This window comes from Enterobacter sp. JUb54, assembly GCF_014298075.1.
GTDB lineage: Bacteria > Pseudomonadota > Gammaproteobacteria > Enterobacterales > Enterobacteriaceae > Klebsiella > Klebsiella lignicola.
In genome coordinates this window covers 216,669-242,346 of the sequence record NZ_CP060418.1, presented here as the reverse complement: position 1 = coordinate 242,346, position 25,678 = coordinate 216,669, and the positions used below count along the sequence as shown (strand labels likewise).

The window sequence follows — 25,678 nt, the reverse complement described above, 5'->3', positions numbered from 1 at the left end:
TTTTTAGCCACGTATCATAAAAGGTACTTCCATGTCGAGTAAGTTAGTACTGGTTCTGAACTGCGGTAGCTCCTCACTGAAATTCGCTATCATTGATGCTTTAAACGGTGACGAATATCTTTCCGGTTTAGCTGAATGTTTCCACCTTCCAGAAGCCCGTATCAAATGGAAAATGGATGGCAGCAAACAAGAAGCTGAATTAGGCGCTGGCGCCGCTCACAGTGAAGCGCTGAACTTCATCGTTAACACTATTCTGGCACAAAAACCAGAACTGTCTGCTCAGCTGACTGCGATCGGTCACCGTATCGTCCACGGCGGTGAAAAATACACCAGCTCCGTCGTTATCGATGAAACCGTTATTCAGGGCATCAAAGACGCTGCCTCTTTCGCACCGCTGCACAACCCGGCGCACCTGATCGGTATTGCAGAAGCACTGAAATCCTTCCCGAATCTGAAAGACAAGAACGTTGCCGTGTTCGACACCGCGTTCCATCAGACCATGCCGGAAGAATCTTACCTCTATGCCCTGCCGTACAGCCTGTATAAAGAGCACGGCGTACGTCGTTACGGCGCACACGGCACCAGCCACTTCTACGTGACTCAGGAAGCAGCAAAAGTCCTGAACAAGCCGGTTGAAGAACTGAACATCATCACCTGCCATCTGGGCAACGGTGGTTCTGTTTCTGCCATCCGTAACGGTAAATGCGTAGATACTTCTATGGGTCTGACCCCGCTGGAAGGTCTGGTGATGGGTACCCGCTCTGGCGATATCGACCCGGCTATCATTTTCCATCTGCATGACACCCTTGGCATGAGCGTAGACGCGATCAACAAAATGCTGACCAAAGAGTCTGGCCTGCTGGGCCTGACCGAAGTCACCAGCGACTGCCGTTATGTTGAAGATAACTACCAGGAAAAAGCCGATGCTAAACGTGCCATGGACGTTTACTGCCATCGTCTGGCCAAATACATCGGTTCCTACACTGCACTGATGGACGGTCGTCTGGACGCTGTTGTCTTCACCGGCGGTATCGGTGAAAACGCGGCGATGGTTCGCGAACTGTCTCTGGGCAAACTGGGCGTACTGGGCTTCGAAGTTGATCATGAACGCAACCTGGCCGCTCGTTTCGGCAAGTCTGGCTTCATCAACAAAGAAGGCACCCGCCCTGCTGTCGTCATTCCGACCAACGAAGAGCTGGTCATCGCGCAAGACGCCAACCGTCTGACCGCCTGATTCCACACCGCCAGCTATAACCCTAAATAATTCGAGTTGCAGGAAGGCGGCGACGCAGAGAATCCCCAGGAGCGTACGAGTAGTACGTAACTGGGGTGAGCGAGTAAAGCCAACGCACATGCAACTTGAAGTATGACGGGAAGCGGGTGGTGTAGTTTTCTATCCCGCCAGATTCTGGCGGTAACGAAAGAGGATATATCGTGTCCCGTATCATCATGCTGATCCCTACCGGAACCAGCGTTGGCCTGACCAGCGTCAGCCTCGGTGTTATCCGTGCAATGGAACGCAAAGGCGTTCGCCTGAGCGTCTTCAAACCTATCGCCCAGCCACGCGCTGGCGGCGATGCACCAGACCAGACCACCACCATCGTTCGCGCCAACTCCAGCCTTCCGGCTGCTGAGCCGCTGAAGATGAGCCACGTCGAATCTCTGCTGTCCAGCAACCAGAAAGACGTGCTGATGGAAGAGATTATCGCTAACTACCACGCTGCCACTCAGGATGCTGAAGTGGTGCTGGTTGAAGGCCTGGTCCCGACCCGCAAACACCAGTTTGCCCAGTCTCTGAACTTCGAAATCGCGAAAACGCTGAACGCGGAAATCGTCTTCGTGATGTCTCAGGGTACGGACACTCAGGAACAGCTGAACGAGCGTATCGAACTGACGCGCAACAGCTTTGGCGGCGCGAAAAACACCAACATTACCGGTGTTATCGTCAACAAGCTGAATGCGCCGGTTGACGAACAGGGCCGTACACGTCCTGACCTGTCAGAAATCTTCGACGACTCTTCCAAAGCGAAAGTTGTGAAGATCGATCCGGCACAGCTGCAGACTGGCAGCGCGCTGCCGATCCTCGGCGCGGTGCCGTGGAGCTTCGATCTGATCGCCACCCGTGCGATCGATATGGCTCGCCACCTGAATGCCACCATCGTTAACGAGGGTGACATCAACACCCGTCGCGTGAAATCCGTAACGTTCTGCGCACGCAGCATCCCGCACATGCTGGAGCACTTCCGTGCCGGCTCTCTGCTGGTGACTTCTGCTGACCGTCCTGACGTGCTGGTCGCCGCTTGCCTGGCAGCCATGAACGGCGTTGAAATCGGCGCACTGCTGCTGACCGGCGCTTACGAAATGGACGCTCGCGTGAGCAAACTGTGTGAACGTGCTTTCGCCACCGGCCTGCCGGTATTCATGGTGAACACCAACACCTGGCAGACCTCCCTGAGCCTGCAGAGCTTCAACCTCGAAGTACCGGTTGACGATCATGAGCGCATTGAGAAAGTTCAGGAATACGTTGCAAGCTACATCAACGCTGACTGGATCGAATCCCTGACCGCCACCTCTGAGCGCAGCCGTCGTCTGTCTCCGCCAGCCTTCCGTTACCAGCTGACCGAGCTGGCGCGTAAAGCCGGCAAACGCGTTGTTCTGCCGGAAGGTGATGAACCGCGTACCGTTAAAGCCGCTGCCATCTGTGCAGAGCGCGGCATCGCGACCTGTGTCCTGCTGGGTAACCCGGACGAGATCAACCGCGTTGCGGTTGCGCAGGGCGTTGAGCTCGGCGCGGGTATCGAAATCGTCGATCCGGAAGTGGTTCGCGAAAGCTACGTCGCTCGCCTGGTCGAACTGCGTAAGAGCAAAGGCATGACCGAAGCGGTTGCTCGTGAGCAACTGGAAGACAACGTGGTTCTCGGCACTCTGATGCTGGAACAAGACGAAGTCGACGGCCTGGTTTCTGGCGCGGTACACACCACTGCCAACACCATCCGTCCGCCGCTGCAGCTGATCAAAACTGCACCAGGCAGCTCGCTGGTTTCTTCCGTGTTCTTCATGCTGCTGCCTGAGCAGGTTTACGTGTATGGCGACTGCGCGATCAACCCGGACCCTACCGCTGAGCAGCTGGCTGAGATCGCTATCCAGTCCGCAGATTCTGCGATTGCATTCGGTATCGAGCCGCGCGTAGCGATGCTCTCCTACTCCACCGGTAATTCTGGTGCCGGTAGCGATGTAGAAAAAGTACGTGAAGCAACGCGTCTGGCGCAGGAAAAACGTCCTGATCTGATGATCGACGGCCCGCTGCAGTACGATGCGGCTGTCATGGCTGACGTCGCGAAATCCAAAGCGCCGAACTCTCCGGTTGCGGGTCGTGCGACCGTGTTCATCTTCCCGGATCTGAACACCGGTAACACCACTTACAAAGCCGTACAGCGTTCTGCTGACCTGATCTCCATCGGGCCAATGCTGCAGGGTATGCGCAAGCCGGTGAACGACCTGTCCCGTGGCGCGCTGGTTGACGATATCGTCTACACCATCGCACTGACCGCGATTCAGTCGTCTCAGCAGCAAGCGTAATCTGCCTCCGGCATGAAAAAAGGCGACCTCAGGGTCGCCTTTTTATTTACAGCAGCTCGCGGGCCGCCGAGACAATGTCATGTGCCGTCAGGCCATACTCCTTTTGCAGGAAATCCTGCGTCCCCACCTGACCGTACCGCTCCTTCACCCCCACGCGACGCATCGGCACCGGACAGGTTTCCACCAGCACCTCGGCCACTGCAGAGCCCAGCCCGTTGTGAATACTGTGGTTTTCACAGGTGACAATGCGCCCGGTTTTCTCGGCGTAATTTTTCACCAGCATGCGGTCGATAGGCTTCAGGGTAAACATATCAATCACCGCCGCGCTGACCCCTTCCTGCTCAAGTTGCCTGGCCGCCTCGAGCGCTTCGGCCACCATAATGCCGTTAGCAATCAGGGTAATATCTTCACCTTCGCGCAGCACATTACCCTTGCCGATCGTAAACGTTGAGCCCGGCGCATACACGCTCGGCGCCTGCTTGCGGATGGTGCGTACCCAGTAAAACCCCTCAAGCTTCATCAGCTGATGCAGCACATCGTCGAACATCACCGCATCGGTCACCTCCAGCACCACCGAGTGCGCCAGCCCGCGAACGATCCCCATATCTTCAAACGACATATGGGTGCCGCCGTTGTGGCAGGCCGTGACGCCAGCGTCGGAGGCGATGACCTTGACGTTATTCCGCTGATAATCCAGCGACATAAACAGCTGGTCAAAGCAGCGACGGCTGGCAAAGGCGGTGAAGGTATGAACAAACGGTTTGCGTCCGGTCAACGACAGCCCGGCGGCGGTGCCGATCACGTTGGCCTCCATAATGCCGCAGTTGATGACGTGCTGCGGGTGTTCCCGCGCGACGCCGTCCATCGCCATAGAACTCATCAGATCCGCTTCCAGGGCGATAATCGGGCTACCGGCGTCAATCTGCTGCGCGACGAATCCGGCGTAGACTTTGCGCATCTCTACGGCATCTTTTTGTCCTGCAGGTGCAACCTTAATCATGTTCGGCCTCCAGCTGGCGAATGGTCTCGTTTAGCGTCTCTGTCATCTCAGCCGTCAGGCGCAAATGGTGGTTATTACCCAGTTGCTCGAGATACGGCACCCCCTGGCCCTTGACGCTGTCGAGGATCACCACCCGCGGCGGCGCATCGGCCGGAGGCACCGGCTGTACCGCCGCCAGCAGTCCGGGGATGTCATCGCCTTTGACGGTCACAACATCAAAACCAAAGGCGTGGAATTTATCTTCCAGATTGAAAGCGCAAATAATGTCGTCCAGCTTGCCGTCCAGCTGTAGCTTGTTCCAGTCAACGAACACGGTCAGGTTATTCAGCCGGTGATGGGCAATAAACTGGAACGCTTCCCAGCACTGTCCCTCGTTCAGCTCCCCGTCGCCGACGATGCAAAATACGCGATTCGGCCGTCCCGCCAGCTTATGCGACAACGCCATGCCGCCAGCGATAGAGATCCCCTGCCCCAGCGAGCCTGTGGTGGCATCCACGCCGCGCGTTTTCAGACGGTCCGGATGGCTGGGCAGTCGCGTGCCGTTCTGGTTAAGCGTGCTGAGCTCTTCCGTCGGGAAATAACCTTTGATTGCTAACGTACTGTACAGCGCCGGGCCGGCATGGCCTTTCGACAGCACAAAGTAGTCACGCTCCGGCCAGTCCGGATCGGCGGGGTCGATTTTCATCACCGCGCCATACAGCACCGCCAGCGTTTCCACCACCGACATGCTGCCGCCATAGTGGCCAAATCCAAGATCGGTCAGCGATTTAAGGGTGGCAACACGGATCTCGCGCGCCAGTCTGGTCACTTCTTTCACATTCATGATTTAGCTCCACTGTTTTCCTGCGCGCCGCCGCCCACAGATTTCTTTTTGGCAAAAACGTTGTACAGCACCAGCAGGGCGAACAACGCCACAACCAGACCGGTAATAGCAAACGGCGACAGATAGCGCGCCAGGTTGCCCAGCACGATGCCGACCGCGCCGAAATCGGCGTCAGAGAAGGTGGTATTGGCAAAACCGATGGCCCCCAGTACCGGCAGCAGCAGTACCGGCAGGAAGGTGATCAGCAGGCCGTTCGCGAACGCGCCGATCATCGCTCCGCGCCGTCCGCCGGTGGCGTTACCAAACACGCCAGCGGTAGCGCCGGTAAAGAAGTGCGGCACGACGCCAGGCAGAATCAGCACCCACTTGAACTGCCCGCAGAGGAACAGCCCCACCAGACCGCCGAGGAAGCTAAACAGGAAGCCAATCAGCACCGCATTGGGCGCATACGGGTAAACCACCGGGCAGTCCAGAGCAGGACGGGCGTTCGGCACCAGTTTTTCAGAGAAGCCAGTAAACGCTGGCACGATTTCCGCGAGGATCAGGCGCACCCCTTGCAGGATGATAAATACCCCGGCGGCGAAGGTAATCGCCATGATGATGGCGTAAACCAGGTAGTTCTGGCCGCCGCTGAAGGTGCTTTCGACATACTCGCGCCCTGCACTCACGGCCATGATCAGGTAGATAATCATCATGGTCAGAGAGATAGAGATTGAGCTGTCGCGCAGGAAGCTTAAATTCTTCGGCAGGTTCATCTCTTCGGTCGAGCGGGAGCCCTTGCCGCAGACGCTACCAATCCAGCCGGACAGCACATAGCCCAGGGTACCGAAGTGGCCGAAGGCAATGTCGTCAGTGCCGGTAATACGCTTCATATAGCGCTGCGCCAGCGCCGGGAAAAATGCCATCACCAGCCCGAGGATCAATGAGCCGGTAAACACCAGACCGACACCTTCGAAGCCCGCCACGGTAAGGATCACCCCAATCATACAGGCCATATAGAAGGTATGATGCCCGGTCAGGAAGATATACTTCAGGCGCGTAAAGCGGGCGACGACAATATTGGCGACCATGCCAAAAGCCATGATCAGCGCGGTCGAGGCGCCGTATTTTTCAAGCGCGATAGACACTATCGCTTCATTATTTGGAATAATCCCCTGGATATTAAAAGCATGCTCAAACATGCCGCCCAGTGGATTGAGCGAACCGACTAATACCGTCGCCCCGCCGCCCAAAACAATAAACCCTAGTATTGTTTTAATGGTTCCTTTTACGACATCAGAGAATGATTTCTTTTGCGCCACCAGGCCAATCAGGGCAATTAACCCCACCAGCACCGAGGGCACTTTCAAAATATCAACAACGAAATTCAGCGTTTCAAGAATAAACATATCCGCCTCGCTATATACCCGTCATTCGGCAAGTTGCAGCAACTCAAATGAATGAGGGTAAAAATAGTTATTGTTTGGCGAACCACGCGCGCAGTTGCGCTTCGAGTTCATTGATGTCGATGATGTTGGTTATCACCACCAGCTGGCTTTCCGGCACGCTGGCGCTGGCGGCGATGTCTTTGGCCATCACAAATAAGTCTGCTGCACCCGGCGTTGCCGATGAGAGATCGGAGTGCTCCACCTCGGCCTCTATTTCGAGTTTTTTAAGCACTTTTTTAATATTCATCTCAACCATAAAACTACTGCCCAGGCCAGAACCGCAAATTGCCATAATTTTCATTGTTAGCACCTTTTTTTGGGTAGAGTACGTCCGCATCACGCCGGTGCGTAATGTGTTATTAGTCGGATAATAAAATGAAGTCAGAAGCGCGCGATGATGGTTTTAATCTCCTCCAGAGCCTTCGCTTGATGTAATTGTTGCATATCGTGGTCGCTGGAAAATAATTCAGCCAACGCCGAGATCATCTCGATATGGCTATGCTTATCGGGAGCCGCCAGCATAATAATAATATCGACCGGGTCGAATTCCTCTGAACCAAACGACACCCCCTGATCCAGCTTCAACAGCGATAAACCTAACCCTCTTGCTCCCTCCTCCGGTCGCGCATGCGGCATCGCCAGTCCGGGCGCCAGCACGTAATACGGCCCCAGCTTGTCGTGCTGTTCCATAATCGCGGTGACGTACTCGGGCACGATCACGCCCGCGTCGAGTAGCGGTCTGGCGCAAACCTCAAGCGCCTGCTGCCACTCATCTACGTGCTGCTGGAGCGTAATGGTGGAATCAAAGAGCCATGTGCTGAGCATTTTATCTCCCGTCTTTTCGCAAAAGATGGGCAAACTTTATTCAAGCGCTCAACGGTTAGCTGCGACAAAGATCACAAAGATAGCGCTACCAACAGATAACATTCAAATTTGTGATAGCGCTATCAATTCGTCATCATCAGTTGAAAACGCAGCAAAAGTATGGATTTAAGGCGTATACTTCCTGAGACCTAAAACGATAGATATCAATAAAAAGCGACTGTTCAGCAGGAATGTGTATGTCTCTAACCCGAAAACGGCGTAGTACCGGTAAAGTGACGATCGCCGATGTTGCTCAGCTTGCTGGCGTGGGCACGATGACCGTCTCGCGAGCGCTACGCACGCCGGAGCAGGTTTCTGATAAGCTTCGTGAAAAAATCGAAGCCGCGGTACAGGAACTGGGATATATGCCCAATCTGGCCGCCAGCGCCCTGGCTTCCGCTTCATCGAAAACCATCGCCATGGTGGTGCCGAATCTTGCCGAAGCGGGATGTTCCGCGATGTTTGCCGGGCTTCAGCAGATGCTGCAGCCGGCGGGTTATCAAATCATGCTTGCGGAATCGCAGCATCGCGTAGAGCAGGAAGAGAAGCTGCTGGAAACCTTGCTGGCCTCTAACATTGCCGCCGCCATTCTCCTGAGCGTTGAACATAGCGATACCGTGCGCCAGTGGCTGAACAACGCCTCAATACCGGTCATGGAGATGGGGGCGATGCGCGCCGATCCGATCGATATGAATATCGGCATCGATAACGCGGCTGCGATGTTCGAGTTAACAGAGATGCTGGTCCTGCGCGGCTATCAGAATATCGGCCTGCTGTGTGCCAATCAGGAACAGTGGATTTTTCAGCAGCACCTGCAGGGCTGGTACAAAGCGATGCTGCGCCACCATATGTCGCCGAACCGGGTGATTAACGCCGCGCTTCCCCCGAGCTTTTCCACCGGGGCCTCTCAGCTACCGGAATTTTTACTGGCGTGGCCGGAACTGGATGCGCTGGTCTGCGTTTCGGATGAACTGGCGTGCGGCGCGCTGTATGAATGCCAGCGGCGACGTATCAAGGTCCCTGACGATTTAGCGGTTGTCGGTTTTGGCGATAGCGATGTCAGCCGGGTGTGCCAGCCGCCGCTCACCACGATGGCCGTACCGCATCATAAAATAGGCATTGAAGCAGGACGCGCGCTGCTGGAGCGCCTGAATGAAGGCAACTGGAGCGGTAGAAAGCCTATCGTCTCCAGTTTATGCCTGCGGGATAGCTGTTAGGCCGCTACTCGGCCTCTTCCGGCTTTTCTGACTTCTCTGATTTTGCTGATTCATTGCTGGCGTTGCGGGTCATCCACAGCGCCAGCGCTTTCAACGAATCCGGGGTGAACTCGTCGCAGCGGGCGGTGATCTCTTCAGGCGTCAGCCAGCACACTTCGCTGACCTCCTCTTCCTGCAGGGCAAACGGGCCGTGCGACACGCAGCTGAACAGACTTCCCCAGACGCGGCAGTGCTTATCTTCGTAATAGAACTGGCCGTGATCGGCAAAAGGAACACCGGCAATGCCCAGCTCCTCTTCCGCTTCGCGGCGGGCTGATTCCAGCAGTTGCTCATCGGCCTGAACCACACCACCGGCGGTGGCATCCAGCATCCCCGGCTGGAAATCTTTGGTCTCGGTGCGGCGCTGCACCAGAATTTTGCCCATTCCGTCATGAACCACAATATAGGTCGCACGATGACGCAGGCACTGCGCACGCATTTGCTCGCGGCTGGATTGCGCTATCACCTCATTGTTTTCATTAACAATATCTACCCATTCTGTGCTTGCCAAATCGTTCTGTTCCGCCATCAGGAAACCTTACTTATGAAAGCGCTCTCGCGGCGCGTCTTTACGGTTGGGGGTAAATTACGGGTTAATTGCAACCTCTGCAATAACCTGATGATCATCGAGTGCTAAAACCTGCAGTTTATCCCCATCGAGGAGACCGTAGCTGGCGGAGAATCCCCCTTTGGGGATGCTGACCGAGCCGGGATTGAAGAGAAAAACATCGCCGCGCTTCTCGGCTACCGGAATATGAGTATGACCATAAACCAGGACATCGCCAGCGGCGAGCGGGGGCATTTTTTCGGGGCTATACAGATGTCCGTGGGTCAGAAATAGCCGGTTGCGTTCGCCCAACACCTGCTGCCACGGCGCGGTTATCGGGAACTCCAGCAGCATCTGATCGACCTCGCTGTCGCAGTTACCGCGCACGGCGATCACTCGCGAAGCCACGCTATTGAGCTTTGTAGCGACCTCCGCAGGCGCATAGCCTGCGGGGAGCGCATTACGCGGCCCATGATTGAGCACATCGCCAAGAATGATCAGCCACTGCGCCCCACTTTGCGCGAACAGTTCCAGAACGCGTTCGGTAGCGGGCAGGGAACCATGAATATCCGATGCAAACATCAGCTTCATTTCTTCCATCTCCACGCATTTTGATGCGCCTATGATAACGGAAGCGCCGCTGCTAATCAGCCGGCACGTTTAGCTGACAGTGCGACATAACGTTGAACTGACGCACGTTGCCACTGAAATGTGGCGTAGTCCACCAGCGGTTCCGGGACCTCATCGCCGTTGAGCACCAGGCGGTTGAGCATCAACGCAAGGTCCGTATCGGCAAGCGACCATTCGCCGAACAGGTTGTTGCCGCCGTGGGCCAGCAGCGCACCGGCGGCGTCAAACAGCCGGGAGGCGCATTTCTGCCCGGCCTCGCTCAGCGGCGGCCGCTTTTCGCCGCCAAAGACCACCGCCGTCGAGCGCTCTTCACGGATCGGCATCAGGTCGCTGCGCAGCCAGGCCTGGACCTGACGCGCCCGGGCGCGCTTTTGCAGGTCGTGGGGATACAGGCGCTCCCACTCCGGCGGGGCAAAACGTTCGTCGAGATATTCGGTAATGGCGGAAGATTCACTGAGAAAGAAATTGTCGACTTCAAGCAGCGGCACGCGGCGGGTCGCACTGTAGCCTTGCCAGCCCGGCTGATGGTTCTCCCCCTTTTCCAGGTCAATGGTTTTGAGGGTAAACGGCAGGCTTTTTTCCTGCAGAGCAACGTAAACGGACATCACATACGGCGAGAAAAACTGCGAATCGGACCACAGGGTAATGACGGGCTGGCTCATGACATCCTCTACAAATTATGGGGCGATAAGCCAACATATCCTGTCTTTTGAAGGATGTCACTTACCGCACCATGAGGATTTTGCATCCCCGGAACCGTTAGCCAACCAGCACGGTTTTCGGCTCCAGGTAGGCCTGCATTCCCCATTTCCCCATCTCGCGCCCGAGGCCGGATTGCTTAAAGCCGCCGAAGGGCGCCAGTGGTTCATGATCGAGAGTGTTCACCAGCACGCGCCCGGATTCGATAGCCAACGCCACCTCCTGACCACGCTGGCGATCGCCGCTTAACACCAAGGCGCTGAGGCCATAGGTGGTATCGTTGGCCAGCGCAATGGCCTCGGCCTGATCCTGATACGGGATAATCACCAGCACCGGGCCAAAAATTTCTTCCCGGGCAATCCGCATCTGGTTGTGCACATCGCTGAATACGGTTGGCTTAACGCACCAGCCTTTGTCCATTCCCTGCGGCCGGCCTTCGCCGCCGACCAGCACTCGCGCCCCTTCCTGCTGCCCCAGGCGGATATACTCCTGCACCCGTTGCCACTGCTTTTGGCTGACCATCGGGCCAATCGTGGTGTGCAGATCGCGCGGGTCGCCGGAGATATACGCCTTCATCCCCTCCACGATAGCCTGTTCAAACTCCGCCAGACGCTGTTCCGGGACCAGAATACGCGTTCCGGCAATGCACGCCTGGCCGCTGTTCATAAACCCGGCCGCCAGCGCCAGGGGCACCGCCTGCTGCACATCGGCATCATCCAGAATCAGGGTTGGCGATTTACCGCCGAGCTCCAGCGTGACGCGTTTCAGGGTTTGCGCGCCGCTGGCGATAATATGTTTGCCGACGGCGGTGGAGCCGGTGAAGGAGATCTTCGCAATATCGGGATGAAGGTTGATGATATCGCCGACCACCTCGCCACGGCCGGTAACGATATTCACGACGCCTGCGGGGATCTGGGCCGCGTGCAGCGCTTCGGTAACGATCTGCGTTTGCCACGCGCTCATTTCACTGGGCTTAATCACCGCGGTACAACCGGCAGCCATCGCGGTCGCCAGCTTGTTACAGATAAACCCCGCATCGCTGTTCCACGGGGTAATCAACCCCGCCACGCCTACCGGGGTCATCACAACCTGCGCCCGTCCCACCTGCTCAACAAATTCAAAGCCCGCCAGGGTCTCCATCGCCAGTTTGATGGTTTGCGCCGGCCACTCCGCCATCCATTGTGCCCGCGACGCAGGCGCGCCGTATTCCGTGACAATGGCGTCCAGTAAGTCCGCTTCTCTCGCCCGAACCGCCTGATACATCCGCTCCAGCACCGCCAGACGCTGCTGTTTTGTGGTCTTCGACCACGCGGGGAACGCCGCTTTTGCCGCAGCGATAGCCCGGCGTGCGTCCTCTTCATCCGCCAGACGCACCTGACCAATCACCGCCTCCGTTGCGGGGTTGAACAGCGCAAAGGTTTCGCTACCGTGCGGGGTAACAAATTCACCGTTGATATAGATATTGTCAATATGCAGCATGATGGTCGTCCTCAGGGAGTGTATGTGAGGCAGTATAGGGCCGGGGCATTAGCCCGATAAGAGGGTATAATCAACACAACCTGTCACGAAAATCGGGATAATCATGCATCGTAGCGGTCTGACTGAACTGGAAATCCTCCTTGCCGTCGCCCACCGGCGCAGCTTTCGCGCTGCCGCCCGGGAGTTGGGCATGTCGGCCACCGCCATCAGCAACGCCATCGCCGGTCTGGAGGCGCGGCTCAACGTCCGTCTGTTTAACCGCACCACCCGCAGCGTTGCCCTGACCGATGCCGGGCAACGCTATGTTGAACGTGTCGCTCCGGCGCTGGCGGAGATCCAGCGGGCCTCGGAGGAGATAGCCACCCAGGCGGAAATGCCCAGCGGAACATTGCGCATCAACGCGCCGCGCGAAAGCAGCGTGCTGCTGTTTGATATCTTCGATGCGTTCCTTAAACGCTATCCGCAAATGCGCCTGGACATCACCACCGAGTCGCGGCTGATTGATATTGTCGCCGAAGGCTATGACGCCGGGATCCGCCTCGCGGAGTCCCTGCCGCAGGATATGATTGCCGTCCCTCTCACCCCTGACGTGCGCATGCTGATCGTCGGGACGCCGGACTATTTTGCCCATCATGGCACCCCACAAAGCCCGGAAGATCTGCAGCACCATCAGAGCATCGGCATGCGGATGTCCCACGGCGGGCTGTATCACTGGGAGCTGGAACGGCATCAGCAAAAAGTGACGGTCAACGTGCCGCCGCGGATTATTCTCAGCGAAATGCGCGCCATCCACTGCGCGGCCCGCGCGGGCATTGGTCTGGCATTTATCTCTGACTGGTTTATTCAGGAAGATCTGGCCAGCGGCAGGCTCGTCAGCGCCATGGAAGCGTGGTGTCCGTCGTTTGGTGGGCTGCGCCTCTATTACCCCGGACGACGCCACGTCCCGCCGGGGCTGAAGGCGTTTATCGCCCTGTTGCGCGAGATGCGGGAACGCCCCGGCACCACCCGCACTATTTAATCTTAGCCGCTCCCGGATGTCGGCAGGTCGCCTATACTCGAAAAGCGTGCGACCACGACGGCGGGAGACTCCATGATCGACCTCTACTACGCGCCCACCCCCAACGGCCACAAAATTATGCTGTTTCTCGAAGAGGCGCAGCTGGCCTACCGCCTGATTCGGGTAGATATCACCCGCGGCGAACAGTTTCGCCCGCAGTTTCTTACCCTGTCACCGAACAATAAAATTCCCGCCATTGTCGACCATGTTCCCGTCGACGGCGGCGCTCCGCTCGCGGTATTTGAATCCGGGGCAATTTTGCTTTACCTGGCGGAGAAGTCCGGGAAGCTGCTGAGCGGTGAACTCCGGGAGCGCTATACCACACTGCAGTGGTTGTTCTGGCAGGTCAGCGGATTAGGCCCGATGCTGGGACAAAATCACCATTTCAACCACAGTGCGCCGCAGACGGTGCCCTATGCTATTGAGCGCTATCAGGTGGAAACCCAGCGCCTGTACACCGTGCTGAACCGCCGCCTGGAGGCCAGTCCGTGGCTCGGCGGCGAGCACTACAGTATTGCCGATATCGCCTGCTGGCCGTGGATTAACGCCCACCAGCGTCAGCGGATCGATCTCGCCCATTTCCCGGCGGTACATAACTGGTTTGAGCGCATCCGTCAGCGTCCTGCTACCACACAAACGATGATGAAAATTCAACACGGTTAACCCCCTGCTCGCATGGCTTGCTTTCATGTATGATTGCGGAAATTACAACACGGAGGAAGCCTGCAATGTCTCAGCCAGACGCTATTATTCGGATAAAGAACCTGCGCTTACGTACTTTTATCGGTATTAAAGAGGAAGAGATCGCTAACCGTCAGGACGTGGTTATTAACGTCGCGATTCACTACCCGGCAGAGCAGTCGCGATGCAGTGAAGATATCAACGATGCGCTCAATTATCGCACCATCACCAAGCGCATCATCAGCCATATTGAGAATAACCGCTTCTCCCTGCTGGAAAAATTAACGCAGGATGTGCTCGATATCGCATGCGAACACCACTGGGTCACTTATGCTGAAGTAGAGATCGATAAACTTTACGCACTGCGCTATGCCGACTCCGTGTCCATGACCATGAGCTGGCGGCGCTAAGCTTCTTAGGGAGGCGCTATGAGGATTCTGCTTACTGGCGGTACCGGCCTGATTGGCCGGCATCTGATCCCCCGGCTGCTGGAGCTTGGGCATCACGTAACGGTATCAACACGCAGCCCGGAAAAAGCGCAAGGCCGACTGGATGCCCGCGTCACCCTGTGGCGCGGCTTCGAGGGCCATCATCACCTCAATGATATCGATGCCGTTATCAACCTGGCGGGCGAGCCTATCGCCGACAAACGCTGGTCGGCGGAACAAAAACAGCGCCTGTGCCACAGCCGCTGGGATATCACCCAAAAACTGGTCAACCTGTTCAACGCCAGCGATACCCCACCGTCAGTACTGATCAGCGGTTCTGCCGTCGGTTATTACGGCGATCTCGGGGAAGTTGTCGTCACCGAAGAGGAACCGCCACACCACGAATTCACCCACAAACTCTGCGCCCGCTGGGAGCAACTGGCCTGCGAAGCCCAGAGCGACCGCACCCGCGTCTGCCTGCTGCGCACCGGCGTCGTGCTGGCACCGAAGGGCGGGATCCTTGCCAAAATGTTGCCGGCCTTCCGGCTTGGCCTCGGCGGCCCTATCGGCAATGGCAGGCAGTATATGGCGTGGATCCATATCGACGATATGGTGAACGGTATTCTGTGGCTGCTGGATAACGACCTCAGCGGGCCATTTAATCTGGTTTCTCCGTATCCGGTGCGCAATGAGCGCTTCGCCCATGCGCTCGGCGAGGCGCTGAATCGCCCGGCAATCTTCCGCGTGCCGGCAACGGCGATTCGCCTGCTGATGGGAGAGTCATCGGTGCTGGTGCTGGGCGGCCAGCGGGCGCTGCCGAAACGGCTGGAAGCCGCTGGGTTTGGCTTCCGCTGGTACGATCTGGAAGAGGCACTAAAAGACATCCTTGGCTAAACGCCCCGCCGGTTAACGCCGGGAGATCCCCTATCTCCTGGCTCTTCCCACTCGCCTTATCGCCCTGGCAAACCCGCCTGTGGAAGCCGTCTCGCAACGCTCTCATCTCCTGCTGCTGCGCCCTTTTCTCCTGTGAAGCGCATTCCAGCTTCTTTTGCCGTTCTCTGTCATAACGTCCTGGCGTCTGTTTTTTCACCAAAATAATGTTGACATCCGTCAACAAATCATTCACTCTCTCAGGACTCGATGATGAAGGAACATCCGGATAAACACATCAGAGCAGCAATTGACTATGCACGCGCACGGGGATGGATTTTTATTGCTGGCGGCAAGAGCGCACACTGCTTTGGACGACTCAGGTGCGGTACGGCTGGTCATCGCGAACACATGATGAGCATCTGGTCTACCCCTGCCGTTCCCGAGCATCATGCCAGGCAAATCATCAGGATGGTCGACCGCTGCCGCTGAGCGTCGGCGCCCCGGTTTAACGATAAGGATCGCAAATAATGGCCCTCTACAACTTTACGCTAACCCTGTCAGGCGTTAACAGCCATACGCCAGGCCTTGAGGACGCACTGCATCGCGCAGGCTGTACTGATGCGCTGGTCTGTTTTTATGGCACCGCGGTGTATCTGGAATTCGATCGCGAAAGCGATTCCCTTGAACAAGCGATTCTGTCAGCGATCGATAACATCGAATCCGCATCAGCGCTGAACATCCGGGTTGAATCCGTTGACGCTACGCTGGTGGGGCTAAGCGACATCGCCGAACTCACCGGCCTTTCACGCCAGGCCGTGGCCCTGCTAAAAGACGGCGCGCGAGGCTCCGGCAAATTCCCCGGCCCGGTACAGCGCATCACCGGCAATTCGCCGCTGTGGCGCTGGAAAACCATTGTGAGCTGGCTGGTTGCCGAAGCCAGAGTGGCCGCAGATTCGCCGATGGTCGAACAGGCCGAGGTCCTCGACAGCCTGAATCTGGCGCTGCAGCTGCGCTCCTCTCGTCAAAGCGACACCGTGTTGCACTATTTTCACCAGATAGACAAACCGCTAACGACCTCGCCAGCTGCGGGGTAATCCGCCGCAAGCACCGGTATAAGATCATGTTATCCATGACTTTCTGGTGGTAAGGTGAGCGGACGTTCCAGCGAAATGGCCCGCTTATGATGACATTATCCACTCCGCGTCTGCTGCTTTCCCCGTTTACCGAAGCGGACTGGCCCTTTTTCCTGCGCCTGCGTCGCGACCCTGAAGTGATGCAGTTTATGGGCGAGCTTCTTGATGAAGCCGCGCTACGTAACCTGTTTACGGCCCGCTGCGCCGACCCCGGAGTATTTGTCCTGCGCGCTCGCCATCATCAGGCTATTGGCGATATCGGTCTGCGCATCAGCAGCAAAAACCCGCACGAAGCGGATGTCGGCTATGCCCTGCTGCCGGAGGCCCAGGGCCAGGGGTATGCCAGCGAAGCGCTACAGGCAATATGCGAATACGGATTTCAGCAGCTCGGCGTTAACGCCATCAATGCGTGGGTTCTCGGGGACAATATCGGCTCAGCGCGGCTGCTGGAAAAACATGGTTTTACGCGGATTCAGGTGCTGGAAAATGCCTACCACCTGAACGGGGTTGATTACGACGACTGGGTGTACCGGCGGGAACGTTGAGACTCTCCCGGCGAGCGACCTCACCGGGAGATAACGGAAAACTTATTTCAGCGAACCTTTCAGGAACTGCTGTAAGCGCGGGCTTTTCGGGTTGCCGAACAGCTCGTCCGGGTTGCCTTCTTCTTCGATTTTGCCCTGATGCAGGAAAATGACGTGCGATGAGACATGGCGTGCAAAGCCCATCTCATGGGTCACCACCACCATGGTTTTACCCTCTTCCGCCAGCTGCTGCATGATCCGCAGCACTTCCCCAACCAGTTCAGGATCGAGCGCTGACGTTGGTTCGTCAAACAGCAGCACATCCGGCTCCATCGCCAGCGCGCGGGCAATCGACACGCGTTGCTGCTGACCGCCGGAGAGATGCACCGGGTATTTGGCCTGCTGACGTTCATCAATCCCGACTTTCGCCAGATATTTCACCGCCCGCTCACGCGCTTCCTGCTTGCTTAAGCCGAGCACCTGAATCGGCGCTTCCATGACGTTTTCCAGCACCGTCATGTGGCTCCACAGGTTGAAATGCTGGAACACCATCGTCAGGCGGGTGCGCAGCAAACGCAGCTGGTTTTTATCCGCTACCTTGAGCTGACCATCTTTGTCGCGGACCAGGCCAATATTCTGCCCGTTAACCACAATCGTGCCTTCACTGGGCTTTTCAAGAAAGTTAATGCAGCGCAAAAAGGTACTTTTACCGGAACCAGATGAACCGATAATGCTGATAACGTCCCCGGCTTTCGCCTTTAATGAGACGCCCTTCAGAACTTCATGCTCGCCGTAACGTTTATGCAGATCGATAACATTTAATTTATTGTCGGACATGGCGGTCTCAATGCGTCGAAGAAGGTTTGATATGCTGCAACCAGCGCTTTTCCGCTTTGCGGAACAGGCTAATCAGGACATACGAAATAATTAAATAGAGCACCGCGGCGATCCCGAAGGCGGTAAACGGCTGGTAGGTCGCCGAGTTAATATCCCTGGCGATTTTCAGCAGATCCGGCACGGTGGCGGTAAACGCCAGCGCGGTGGAATGCAGCATCAGAATCACTTCATTGCTGTATGCGGGCAGCGCGATACGCAGCGCAGAGGGCAAAATAATGCAGCGATACAGTTTGACCGAAGAGAAACCGTACGCCCGCGCCGCTTCAATTTCCCCGGCAGGCACAGAGCGAATCGCCCCGGCGAAAATCTCCGTGGTGTAGGCGCAGGTGTTCAGGGTCAACGCCAGCACCGTACAGTTCAGGCCGCTGCGGAAAAACGCGTTCAGCAGTTCGGTGCCTTTGACGATTTCCAGGGTGTACATCCCGGAGTAAAACACCAGCAGCTGGACGTACAGCGGCGTACCGCGGAATACGTAGGTAAAGAGCCAGATCGGGAATTGAATGTATTTGTTGCTTGAGACACGGCCGATAGCGAGGAAGACCGCCAGAATGCCGCCCATCACCACCGAGGAAATAAGCAGCCACAGGGTAATCGCGACGCCGGTAAAGCGGTAACCGTCGGTCCACAGCAGGGATTTCCAGTACTCCTGAATAATCTCAATCACAGGTCAGCCCTCTTCACGCCCACGGAGTAACGGCGTTCAAGCAGCAGCAGCACACCATTGGAAATCGTTGTAAATACCAGATACACCAGGCCGCAAACGATCGCAAAGTAGAACGGCTGCCAGGTGCTTTTTCCCGCCAGCTGCGTGGCTTTGACCACATCTTCCAGCCCCAGCAGAGACACCAGCGCCGTCGCCTTCAGGATAACCTGCCAGTTGTTGCCGATACCCGGCAGCGCGTAGCGCATCATCGCCGGGAAAAGGATCCGCCGGAAGGTCTGCCCGCCGCTAAAGCCAAAGGCGGTTGCCGCTTCAATATGCCCTTTTGGCACGGCCAGGAATGCGCCCCTGAAAGTTTCAGTAAAATAGGCGCCGTAGATAAAGCCGAGGGTGATGATCCCCGCAATCATCGGGTCGATATCAAACTGAGACAAGCCCAGCGCATCGGTCAGGGTGTTCAGAGCAATCTGCAGCCCATAGAAAATCAGCAGCATCAGGACCAGATCGGGCACCCCACGGATCAACGTGGTGTAGCCTTCAAATACCAGTGCCAGTGGTCGATTGCTCGATAATTTTGCTCCGGCACCGGCCAGACCGATAAGGACCGCCAGCACAACTGAACTGAGCGCCAGTTCAAGCGTAACAATAGCGCCCTGAAAAATAACCTGTGAAAACCCGTACAGCATGCTGTCTGCCCTGTCTGTCATCGTCCATCGCGCGCTTAAACACGCGCGATGGGGTACGCCTGATGGTTAGTCACCGTACACGTTAAAATCGAAGTATTTTTTCGCCAGCTTGTCGTAGGTTCCATCTTTGCGCATCTCCGCGAAGGCTTTATTCAGCGCTTCACGCAGCTCGTTGTCTTCTTTACGCAGGCCCATACCGGTGCCGACGCCGAACAACTTCTCGTCCTTAATGGATGGCCCGCCAAACTGGTAATCTTTACCAATCGGTTGTTTGAGGAATCCTTCGCTCGCGGCGACTTCGTCCTGGAATGCGGCATCGATACGGCCAGCGGTCAGGTCAGAATAGATATTGTCCTGGCCCTGATAGGAGACAATTTCGATACCTTTTGGCGCCCAGTGCTCGTTGCCATAGGTTTCCTGCGTCGTCCCCTGCAGCACGCCGATACGCTTGCCTTTCAGTTTGGCGAGGTCAGGGACGATATCGCTGCCCTTTTTCACTACCAGGCGAGAATCCGCCGCGTAGAGTTTGTCGGTGAAGGCGATTTCCTGCTGACGTTTTTCCGTAATCGACAACGACGACATAATCGCATCGATTTTCTTGGCTTTTAAAGATGGGATCAGCGCATCCAGCGGGTTTTCAACGAAGGTACATTGCGTATTGATACGCTTACACAGCTCTTTCGCCAGATCGATGTCAAAACCAATCAATTCACCCTGCGCATTTTTCGATTCGAACGGGGCATAAGTGGGATCGGTGCCGATACGTACTTTTTGCGGAATGGCTGCAAATACCGTGGAAACGCTGGAAAGGGCCAGCGCCAAAGAAAGAGACAACGCCAGTTTTTTCATAACTATCCTCAACAGACTGTCATTCTAACGGGTTTATAAGAAGTGCTAACGGCAGTTATCGTGCCATTATTCGCCCCGGGAAGGCAAAACATTCTGCGCCATGGAGCAAATTTTTTCTCATCATAAACGCTTAACTATGCACTACTTACCCGCCAGACCCGCCTTTTGTGCACCATATTGATGCAGCAAAAGCGAGCACCGCACCAAAATAAGGCATTGCTGGATGTGCCACATCCACCAGACCCGGCTGCCCGGGTCTGGTGCGACGTTTAGTCACCGTACACGTTGAAGTTGAAGTACTTCTTCGCCAGCTTGTCGTAGGTACCGTCTTTACGCATATCACCTAACGCTTTATCGAACGCGGTTTTCAGCTCGCTATCGGTTTTACGCAGGCCAATGCCGGTACCGTCACCGAAGAATTTTTTATCTTTGACAGAAGGACCGGCAAAATCAAAATCTTTACCGGCAGGTTGTTTGAGGAAGCCTTCACTGGCCGCAACTTCATCCTGCAGCGCAGCGTCAAGGCGACCCGCGGCCAGGTCAGAGTAGATCAGATCCTGGTTCTGGTAGGCCACCACATCAACACCCTGGCTACGCCAGCGCTCATTACCATAGGCTTCCTGAGTGGAACCCTGCAGGACGCCGACATGCTTGCCTTTCAGCGATTCCAGGGTCGGCTGGATCGGCGAGCCTTTCGGCGCAATCAGGCGGGAGTCCGCTGCATACAACTTGTCAGAGAAGGCAATCTCCTGCTGACGTTTTTCAGTGATTGATAACGAGGAGATAATGGCGTCAATTTTCTTCGCCTTCAGCGACGGAATTAACGAGTCGAAGTCACTGCCCACCCAGGTACATTTCACCTTGATACGCGAACACAGCTCGTTGCCCAGGTCGATATCAAAGCCGACGAAATCCCCTTTCGCATCCTTGGACGAGAAAGGCGCATAGGTGGCATCGGTACCGATACGAATGCTTTGCGGAAGCGCGGCAAACGCGCCGGAGGCACTGCTGAGTCCCATCATTAAAGAGAGGGCCAGGATCGTCTTCTTCATACAATACCCTTAAGTGTCGTGATGTTGTTATGTCGTGCGTTATGTAGTTATGTGTGCTGCCAACAAATCCTGCAGGTTTTGTGCCATCTTCTCAGTGCGTGCTGGAAACAGCGTTAAATTTGTTAATAGAAGGTTGCAGGATTGTCTAAGAAGGGAAGATAACAGCATTGGCGGATAAACCGCAGCGGCCAGACGCAAAAAAACAAATTAAATGTCGAGGATTTGATCGAGGCAGCAAAATTGCACTGCAACCGCGCAAAGGTTAATAAACAGCACTATTAAGGTGCGTCAGACGGCCCCTGCCAACGGGTAAACAGGTCCTGCGGGAGAGTAATATCGAACTGATCGATGACGCGATTAACCGTCTGGTTAATGACGTCGTCGAGGGTTTGCGGACGATGATAAAACGCCGGCACCGGCGGCATAATAACGGCCCCCATTTCCGCCGCCTGCACCATCAGGCGCAGATGTCCGAGGTGAAACGGCGTCTCCCGCACGCACAGCACCAGCGGACGGCGCTCTTTGAGCACCACGTCTGCCGCGCGGGTCAGCAGGCCGTCGGTATAGCTGTGAACAATGCCCGACAGCGTTTTCACCGAGCAAGGCAGGATCGCCATGCCGGCGGTCTTAAACGACCCTGAAGAGATGCTGGCGGCAATATCCCGGGCATCATGGACCACATCGGCCAGCGCCTGCACGTCACGCAGCGAATAATCGGTCTCCAGCGCCAGGGTCTGTCGCGCGGCCTGACTCATGATCAGATGGGTTTCGACATCGGGAACATCGCGGAGAATTTGCAGCAGGCGCACACCGTAAATCGCGCCGCTGGCGCCAGAAATTCCAATAATAAGTCGTTTCACGATGTTTGCCCCTTTCACATAATGTCGCAGACTTTGCCGGATTATGGCGCAGGACGCAAGCGCACGGAGCTTTCACGTACCACCAGATGCACCGGCATCAGCAGGTTTCTCTCACCCTCTTCATTAAGCAACAGGCGAAACGCATCCCGGCCCAGCTCGCGCTTATCAATCGCCACGGTGGTCAACGGCGGATGCGCCCAGGCCGCGGCATCGATATCATCGAAGCCGACAATCGCGATATCGCCCGGGACGTTCAGCCCCTGACGGGCGCAGACCCGCATCGCCACCAGCGCCGCCATGTCGTTATAGGCAAATATAGCGTCTGGCGGCTGAGGTAGCGCGAGCAGTTTCTCCATCCCCTCAACCAGCGCCTGCTCAATATCCTTGACCGGTGGCACTTCGACGCGATACGCCTCAGAAAGTGAAACTCCCGCTTCAAACAGCGCCTGCTGGTAGCCTTCCACGCGCTGGCGAATACTGTAATGGCGTTGCGAATGGCCGAGGAAGGCAATCCGCTTCCTGCCCTGCTCCAGCAGATGCCGGGTGGCGACAAAGCCGCCATGGTAGTTGTCCGGGTTCACGCAGGGAAAATCGGCGGCCCACAGATCCACCAGCGCCACGGGAAGAGACATTTTCCGCAGCTCGCTCAACACCTCTGCCTCCAGATAACCGGCGCAAATCAGGGCGTCAGGCTGGTGCAGGTTAATCAGATCCGCGATGGAGTCATCCGGATCGATGGGCTGAAAACTCATCGCAATGTCATTTTCCCGGCAGGCGTCGGCCACCCCGAGCATCACGTTGGAATAGAACGGTAAGGCGCTGGCGATATTGTGCTGGCGATGCAGCAGGAAAAGCAGACGCTTGATTCGTCCGTTGCGCAGGCGAGTAAAATCGTAGCCCTGTGCTTCTGCGATCGACAGGATCCGCTGGCGCGTCTCTTCGCTCAGCCCCGGCTGCCCTTTGAGGGCCCGGGACACCGCCGCAATAGACACCCCGCACGTCATCGCAATGTCTTTAATTCGGGTCTTTTTAACCATGCCGTTCGTTTCACCTGTCAGGCGCGATACCGCGCGTTATTCCATTCTGTAAGGCCTGTTCACCGGCCCATGCCGCGCCGCGCACGCCGCTGCTGGCTCCGTGTGTCGCCGGCACAACCGGAGTCACACAGCGACCGCCGAAGACGTACTGTGCCATCTCCTCAGACAAACCACGATACAGCTCATCCACGCCGGACAGCCCGCCGCCCACGACAATCACGTCCGGGTCGAGCAGATTCACCACGCTGGCGAAGGCCCGGGCGACCTGGTTACGGTAACGCCGCCACAGGGCCTGCGCGCCATCCCGCCCTTCACGCATCTGTTGCACCAGGTCTTCCGCGGTGACGCTATGGTCAGCCTGCCGGCGAAACTGCCGGGCCAGGCCGCTGCCGGAAATAAAGGACTCCAGACAGTGATGCTGCCCGCAGTAGCACAGCGGCGATTCGCCATCATACTCAGGCCGGTAGTGGGGTAAAGGATTATGCCCCCATTCGCCGCTGCAGGCATTGGGCCCGGTCATCAGGCGCTGGTGGGCGACAATTCCTCCGCCGCAGCCCGTTCCGAGGATCGCGCCAAACACCACGTTGTGCCCAGCCCCGCTGCCATCCGTCGCTTCCGAGAGCGCAAAGCAGTTGGCATCATTTGCCACCGCCAGCGGCTGGCCAAAATATTCACTAAGAATATCATGCAGTGGATGACCATTAACAACCTGTATGTTGGAGTTTTTTACTAAACAAGAGTGCGGTTCTATCGCTCCCGGCAGACAAAAGCCCATGCTGATCGCCGTCCCCGCTTCCTGCTGCGCACGTTCAACCTCCGCAATCACCCCTTGCACAAACTGTTCGACGCTACTTTTTGGCGTTGCCGCCCGCTGACGCCAACGGACATCGCCTGTGCTGTCGAGCAGCACGGTTTCCATTTTGGTACCGCCAATATCCATGCCTAAATGCATTTTCGCTTCCCGTTTGTAGTCAATATGGTTGGTACCATAACCAACAACCATGGCTTCAGCGGGCAACGCCGGCTCGTTTCGTGATCAAGATCGACATTAAAAATTTATTTCTAGTAAAAATAAAGATCACAATCACAACAACATCGCCAGGCCATGTACCCATATTGCGTATCAGATCTATGCTCGCCGTCGTATTAATTCTACTAAAAACAGTCAGAGATACGCCGTAATGACGTTTTGGATCATCCCAACCTGGTTACGCAAATGAGGATTGATTATGGCTACAGCCGATAATCTCGATACCGATGTGCAGATCGTTGATGCGGGGGAAACGCTCTCTACCCGCGAGAAGATAGGTTATGGACTGGGGGATGCCGGCGGTCACTGCATCTCAGATTTAATCAGCGGCTTTCTGCTGTTTTTCTACACCGATGTGTTTGGCCTCAGCCCGGCTATCGTCGGCGCCATGTTTTTTACCCTCAGGATTGTTGATGCGGTATCCGACCCGGTGATGGGGGTTATCGCCGACCGGACGCGCAGCCGCTGGGGCCGTTTTCGCCCGTGGCAGCTGTGGACTGCCGCTCCGCTCGCGGTGATCGGCATCCTGACGTTTACCGTGCCGGACATGAGCGCCAATATGAAGATCGCCTGGGCCTTCGGCACCTACTTCCTGCTGTCGGTGGGCTATACCGCCAACAACGTCCCCTACTGCGCGCTAATAAACGCGATGACCAACCGTCACGATCAGGTGATGTCCTGCCAGTCCTGGCGCTTTGTGCTCAGCGGCATCGCCGGTTTCCTGGTTTCCGTCGGCCTGCCGTGGATGGTGGAATATTTTGGTCAGGGCAATCTCGCCAAAGGTTACCAGTACGGCGTGACCGTGCTTTGCGCTATCGGCGCGGTGATGTTTTTACTGTGCTTTTTCTGGGTCAAAGAGCGCGTGCCCCTGTCGCTGGCGGGAACGTTTACTCTGCGTCAGCACCTGCAAGGGCTGCGTAAAAATGACCAACTGTTGATGATGCTGGTGATGTCCTTCCTGCTGGTGAATATTCTCTGTATTCGCGGCGGCGGCTATATGTATTTCATCTCCTACGCCTTAGAGGGCAGCGCCGGGTTTATGTCGCTGTTTTTTGCCGTCGTGACCCTGGCGGCGATTGCCGGGGCGGTGATCGTTAACCCGCTCTCCCGCCGTGTTGATATGGTCAAACTGTACTTTTACACCAACCTGGTGTTGGTGGTCTTCGGCCTGGCGATGTGGTTCCTGCCGACCGGCCCGCAGCATCAGACCTTGTGGCTGGCCTGCATCCTGCTCAACAACATTGTCCTCGGCTTCACCCTGCCGCTGCACTTCTCGATCATGGCGTTCGCCGACGACTACGGCGAGTGGAAGAACGGCGTGCGCTCTTCCGGAATGAACTTTGCCTTCAACCTGTTTTTTATCAAGCTCTCGTGGGCCTCATCCGGCGGCATTATCAGCCTGATCCTGATCATGGTGGCCTACCAGCCGGGGCTGGAAAACCAGACCGCCGCCTCCGTTCAGGGCATCACTCTGCTGCAAAGCGTGGTCCCGGCGATTTTCCATCTGGTGCTGGCGCTGTGTCTGCTGAAGTGCCGCCTGAATGGCCCGATGATGAAACGTATTTCTTCCGATCTCCACTTACGACATTCCCAAATCTCCTGAGGT

At 56.5% G+C, this 25,678-nt stretch carries 28 protein-coding genes; 11 read left to right on the top strand and 17 right to left on the bottom strand.

Annotated elements, in window-relative coordinates; genetic code table 11:
* Positions 1–31 precede the first annotated feature (31 nt).
* Positions 32–1,234: an acetate kinase gene (gene ackA / locus HF679_RS01115; protein WP_123755239.1), complete on the top strand. Its 1,203-nt coding sequence runs from the start codon at positions 32–34 to the stop codon at positions 1,232–1,234.
* A gap of 200 nt (positions 1,235–1,434) precedes the next feature.
* Complete coding sequence (pta, locus tag HF679_RS01110; protein ID WP_123755240.1) at positions 1,435–3,579, top strand: phosphate acetyltransferase; 2,145 nt, start codon at positions 1,435–1,437, stop codon at positions 3,577–3,579.
* A gap of 46 nt (positions 3,580–3,625) precedes the next feature.
* Here pta and HF679_RS01105 read toward each other — a convergent pair whose 3' ends face one another.
* The 5 genes from HF679_RS01105 to HF679_RS01085 all read right to left on the bottom strand — a co-directional run bounded on the left by HF679_RS01105 (position 3,626) and on the right by HF679_RS01085 (position 7,654).
* The gene (locus HF679_RS01105; RefSeq protein ID WP_123755241.1) at positions 3,626–4,579 is read right to left on the bottom strand and encodes a transketolase family protein; all 954 of its coding nucleotides are present in this window, start codon (positions 4,577–4,579) and stop codon (positions 3,626–3,628) included.
* On the bottom strand, positions 4,572–5,402 hold the full coding sequence (locus HF679_RS01100) for a transketolase (protein ID WP_187042513.1): 831 nt from the start codon (positions 5,400–5,402) through the stop codon (positions 4,572–4,574). The genes HF679_RS01105 and HF679_RS01100 overlap by 8 nt, the downstream gene beginning before the upstream one ends.
* Complete coding sequence (locus tag HF679_RS01095; RefSeq protein ID WP_123755243.1) at positions 5,399–6,790, bottom strand: PTS ascorbate transporter subunit IIC; 1,392 nt, start codon at positions 6,788–6,790, stop codon at positions 5,399–5,401. Before HF679_RS01095 ends, HF679_RS01100 begins: the two co-directional genes overlap by 4 nt.
* Positions 6,791–6,857: 67 nt before the next feature.
* Positions 6,858–7,130: a PTS sugar transporter subunit IIB gene (locus HF679_RS01090; protein ID WP_041146575.1), complete on the bottom strand. Its 273-nt coding sequence runs from the start codon at positions 7,128–7,130 to the stop codon at positions 6,858–6,860.
* Between the two features lie 80 nt (positions 7,131–7,210).
* Positions 7,211–7,654: a PTS sugar transporter subunit IIA gene (locus tag HF679_RS01085; RefSeq protein ID WP_187042512.1), complete on the bottom strand. Its 444-nt coding sequence runs from the start codon at positions 7,652–7,654 to the stop codon at positions 7,211–7,213.
* Between the two features lie 236 nt (positions 7,655–7,890).
* Between HF679_RS01085 and HF679_RS01080 the strand changes: the two genes are divergently transcribed.
* Positions 7,891–8,910: a LacI family DNA-binding transcriptional regulator gene (locus tag HF679_RS01080; RefSeq protein ID WP_123755245.1), complete on the top strand. Its 1,020-nt coding sequence runs from the start codon at positions 7,891–7,893 to the stop codon at positions 8,908–8,910.
* A 4-nt stretch (positions 8,911–8,914) separates the two neighbouring features.
* On the opposite strand, the gene yfcD is transcribed toward HF679_RS01080, so the two are convergent.
* From yfcD to HF679_RS01060, 4 genes are all read right to left on the bottom strand, one after another.
* Positions 8,915–9,478 (bottom strand): NUDIX hydrolase YfcD, encoded by a 564-nt coding sequence (gene yfcD, locus HF679_RS01075; protein WP_123755246.1) that lies wholly within the window; start codon positions 9,476–9,478, stop codon positions 8,915–8,917.
* 57 nt (positions 9,479–9,535) lie between these two features.
* Positions 9,536–10,087: a phosphodiesterase gene (gene yfcE, locus HF679_RS01070; protein WP_123755527.1), complete on the bottom strand. Its 552-nt coding sequence runs from the start codon at positions 10,085–10,087 to the stop codon at positions 9,536–9,538.
* A gap of 56 nt (positions 10,088–10,143) precedes the next feature.
* Positions 10,144–10,788 (bottom strand): glutathione transferase, encoded by a 645-nt coding sequence (gene yfcF / locus HF679_RS01065; RefSeq protein ID WP_123755247.1) that lies wholly within the window; start codon positions 10,786–10,788, stop codon positions 10,144–10,146.
* 97 nt (positions 10,789–10,885) lie between these two features.
* Complete coding sequence (locus HF679_RS01060; protein ID WP_123755248.1) at positions 10,886–12,304, bottom strand: aldehyde dehydrogenase family protein; 1,419 nt, start codon at positions 12,302–12,304, stop codon at positions 10,886–10,888.
* Positions 12,305–12,407: 103 nt separating this feature from the next.
* Here HF679_RS01060 and HF679_RS01055 point away from each other — a divergent pair, with 103 nt between their 5' ends.
* The 7 genes from HF679_RS01055 to HF679_RS01025 all read left to right on the top strand — a co-directional run bounded on the left by HF679_RS01055 (position 12,408) and on the right by HF679_RS01025 (position 17,021).
* The gene (locus HF679_RS01055; RefSeq protein WP_187042511.1) at positions 12,408–13,322 is read left to right on the top strand and encodes a LysR family transcriptional regulator; all 915 of its coding nucleotides are present in this window, start codon (positions 12,408–12,410) and stop codon (positions 13,320–13,322) included.
* A 72-nt stretch (positions 13,323–13,394) separates the two neighbouring features.
* Entirely contained in the window at positions 13,395–14,024 is a 630-nt protein-coding gene (gene yfcG, locus HF679_RS01050) for a GSH-dependent disulfide bond oxidoreductase (protein ID WP_123755250.1), read from the top strand.
* Between the two features lie 65 nt (positions 14,025–14,089).
* A complete protein-coding gene (gene folX, locus HF679_RS01045; protein ID WP_154144196.1) occupies positions 14,090–14,452 on the top strand; it encodes a dihydroneopterin triphosphate 2'-epimerase in 363 nt (120 codons plus the stop codon).
* An 18-nt stretch (positions 14,453–14,470) separates the two neighbouring features.
* Positions 14,471–15,364 (top strand): TIGR01777 family oxidoreductase, encoded by an 894-nt coding sequence (locus HF679_RS01040; protein ID WP_123755252.1) that lies wholly within the window; start codon positions 14,471–14,473, stop codon positions 15,362–15,364.
* A gap of 249 nt (positions 15,365–15,613) precedes the next feature.
* The gene (locus HF679_RS01035; RefSeq protein WP_187043019.1) at positions 15,614–15,832 is read left to right on the top strand and encodes a hypothetical protein; all 219 of its coding nucleotides are present in this window, start codon (positions 15,614–15,616) and stop codon (positions 15,830–15,832) included.
* 38 nt (positions 15,833–15,870) lie between these two features.
* On the top strand, positions 15,871–16,437 hold the full coding sequence (locus HF679_RS01030) for a helix-turn-helix transcriptional regulator (RefSeq protein WP_187042510.1): 567 nt from the start codon (positions 15,871–15,873) through the stop codon (positions 16,435–16,437).
* 86 nt (positions 16,438–16,523) lie between these two features.
* Positions 16,524–17,021 carry a GNAT family N-acetyltransferase gene (locus HF679_RS01025; RefSeq protein ID WP_187042509.1) on the top strand — a complete coding sequence of 166 codons (498 nt, stop codon included), beginning with the start codon at positions 16,524–16,526 and terminating at the stop codon, positions 17,019–17,021.
* A 42-nt stretch (positions 17,022–17,063) separates the two neighbouring features.
* On the opposite strand, the gene hisP is transcribed toward HF679_RS01025, so the two are convergent.
* The 8 genes from hisP to HF679_RS00985 form a co-directional block, all read right to left on the bottom strand.
* Positions 17,064–17,837 carry a histidine ABC transporter ATP-binding protein HisP gene (hisP, locus tag HF679_RS01020; RefSeq protein WP_123755256.1) on the bottom strand — a complete coding sequence of 258 codons (774 nt, stop codon included), beginning with the start codon at positions 17,835–17,837 and terminating at the stop codon, positions 17,064–17,066.
* Positions 17,838–17,844: 7 nt separating this feature from the next.
* On the bottom strand, positions 17,845–18,561 hold the full coding sequence (locus HF679_RS01015; RefSeq protein ID WP_123755257.1) for an ABC transporter permease: 717 nt from the start codon (positions 18,559–18,561) through the stop codon (positions 17,845–17,847).
* Positions 18,558–19,244, bottom strand: coding sequence for a histidine ABC transporter permease HisQ (locus HF679_RS01010; RefSeq protein ID WP_123755258.1), 687 nt, complete (start codon positions 19,242–19,244; stop codon positions 18,558–18,560). The genes HF679_RS01015 and HF679_RS01010 overlap by 4 nt, the downstream gene beginning before the upstream one ends.
* A 66-nt stretch (positions 19,245–19,310) precedes the next feature.
* The gene (gene hisJ / locus HF679_RS01005; protein ID WP_123755259.1) at positions 19,311–20,093 is read right to left on the bottom strand and encodes a histidine ABC transporter substrate-binding protein HisJ; all 783 of its coding nucleotides are present in this window, start codon (positions 20,091–20,093) and stop codon (positions 19,311–19,313) included.
* Between the two features lie 269 nt (positions 20,094–20,362).
* Positions 20,363–21,145: a lysine/arginine/ornithine ABC transporter substrate-binding protein ArgT gene (argT, locus tag HF679_RS01000; protein WP_123755260.1), complete on the bottom strand. Its 783-nt coding sequence runs from the start codon at positions 21,143–21,145 to the stop codon at positions 20,363–20,365.
* Between the two features lie 278 nt (positions 21,146–21,423).
* Positions 21,424–22,005 carry a UbiX family flavin prenyltransferase gene (locus tag HF679_RS00995; protein WP_187042508.1) on the bottom strand — a complete coding sequence of 194 codons (582 nt, stop codon included), beginning with the start codon at positions 22,003–22,005 and terminating at the stop codon, positions 21,424–21,426.
* Between the two features lie 41 nt (positions 22,006–22,046).
* Positions 22,047–23,042 carry a LacI family DNA-binding transcriptional regulator gene (locus HF679_RS00990; RefSeq protein WP_187042507.1) on the bottom strand — a complete coding sequence of 332 codons (996 nt, stop codon included), beginning with the start codon at positions 23,040–23,042 and terminating at the stop codon, positions 22,047–22,049.
* A gap of 10 nt (positions 23,043–23,052) precedes the next feature.
* Positions 23,053–23,994 (bottom strand): ROK family protein, encoded by a 942-nt coding sequence (locus tag HF679_RS00985; RefSeq protein WP_187043018.1) that lies wholly within the window; start codon positions 23,992–23,994, stop codon positions 23,053–23,055.
* A gap of 277 nt (positions 23,995–24,271) precedes the next feature.
* Between HF679_RS00985 and HF679_RS00980 the strand changes: the two genes are divergently transcribed.
* Complete coding sequence (locus HF679_RS00980) at positions 24,272–25,675, top strand: MFS transporter (protein ID WP_123755264.1); 1,404 nt, start codon at positions 24,272–24,274, stop codon at positions 25,673–25,675.
* Positions 25,676–25,678 lie beyond the last annotated feature (3 nt).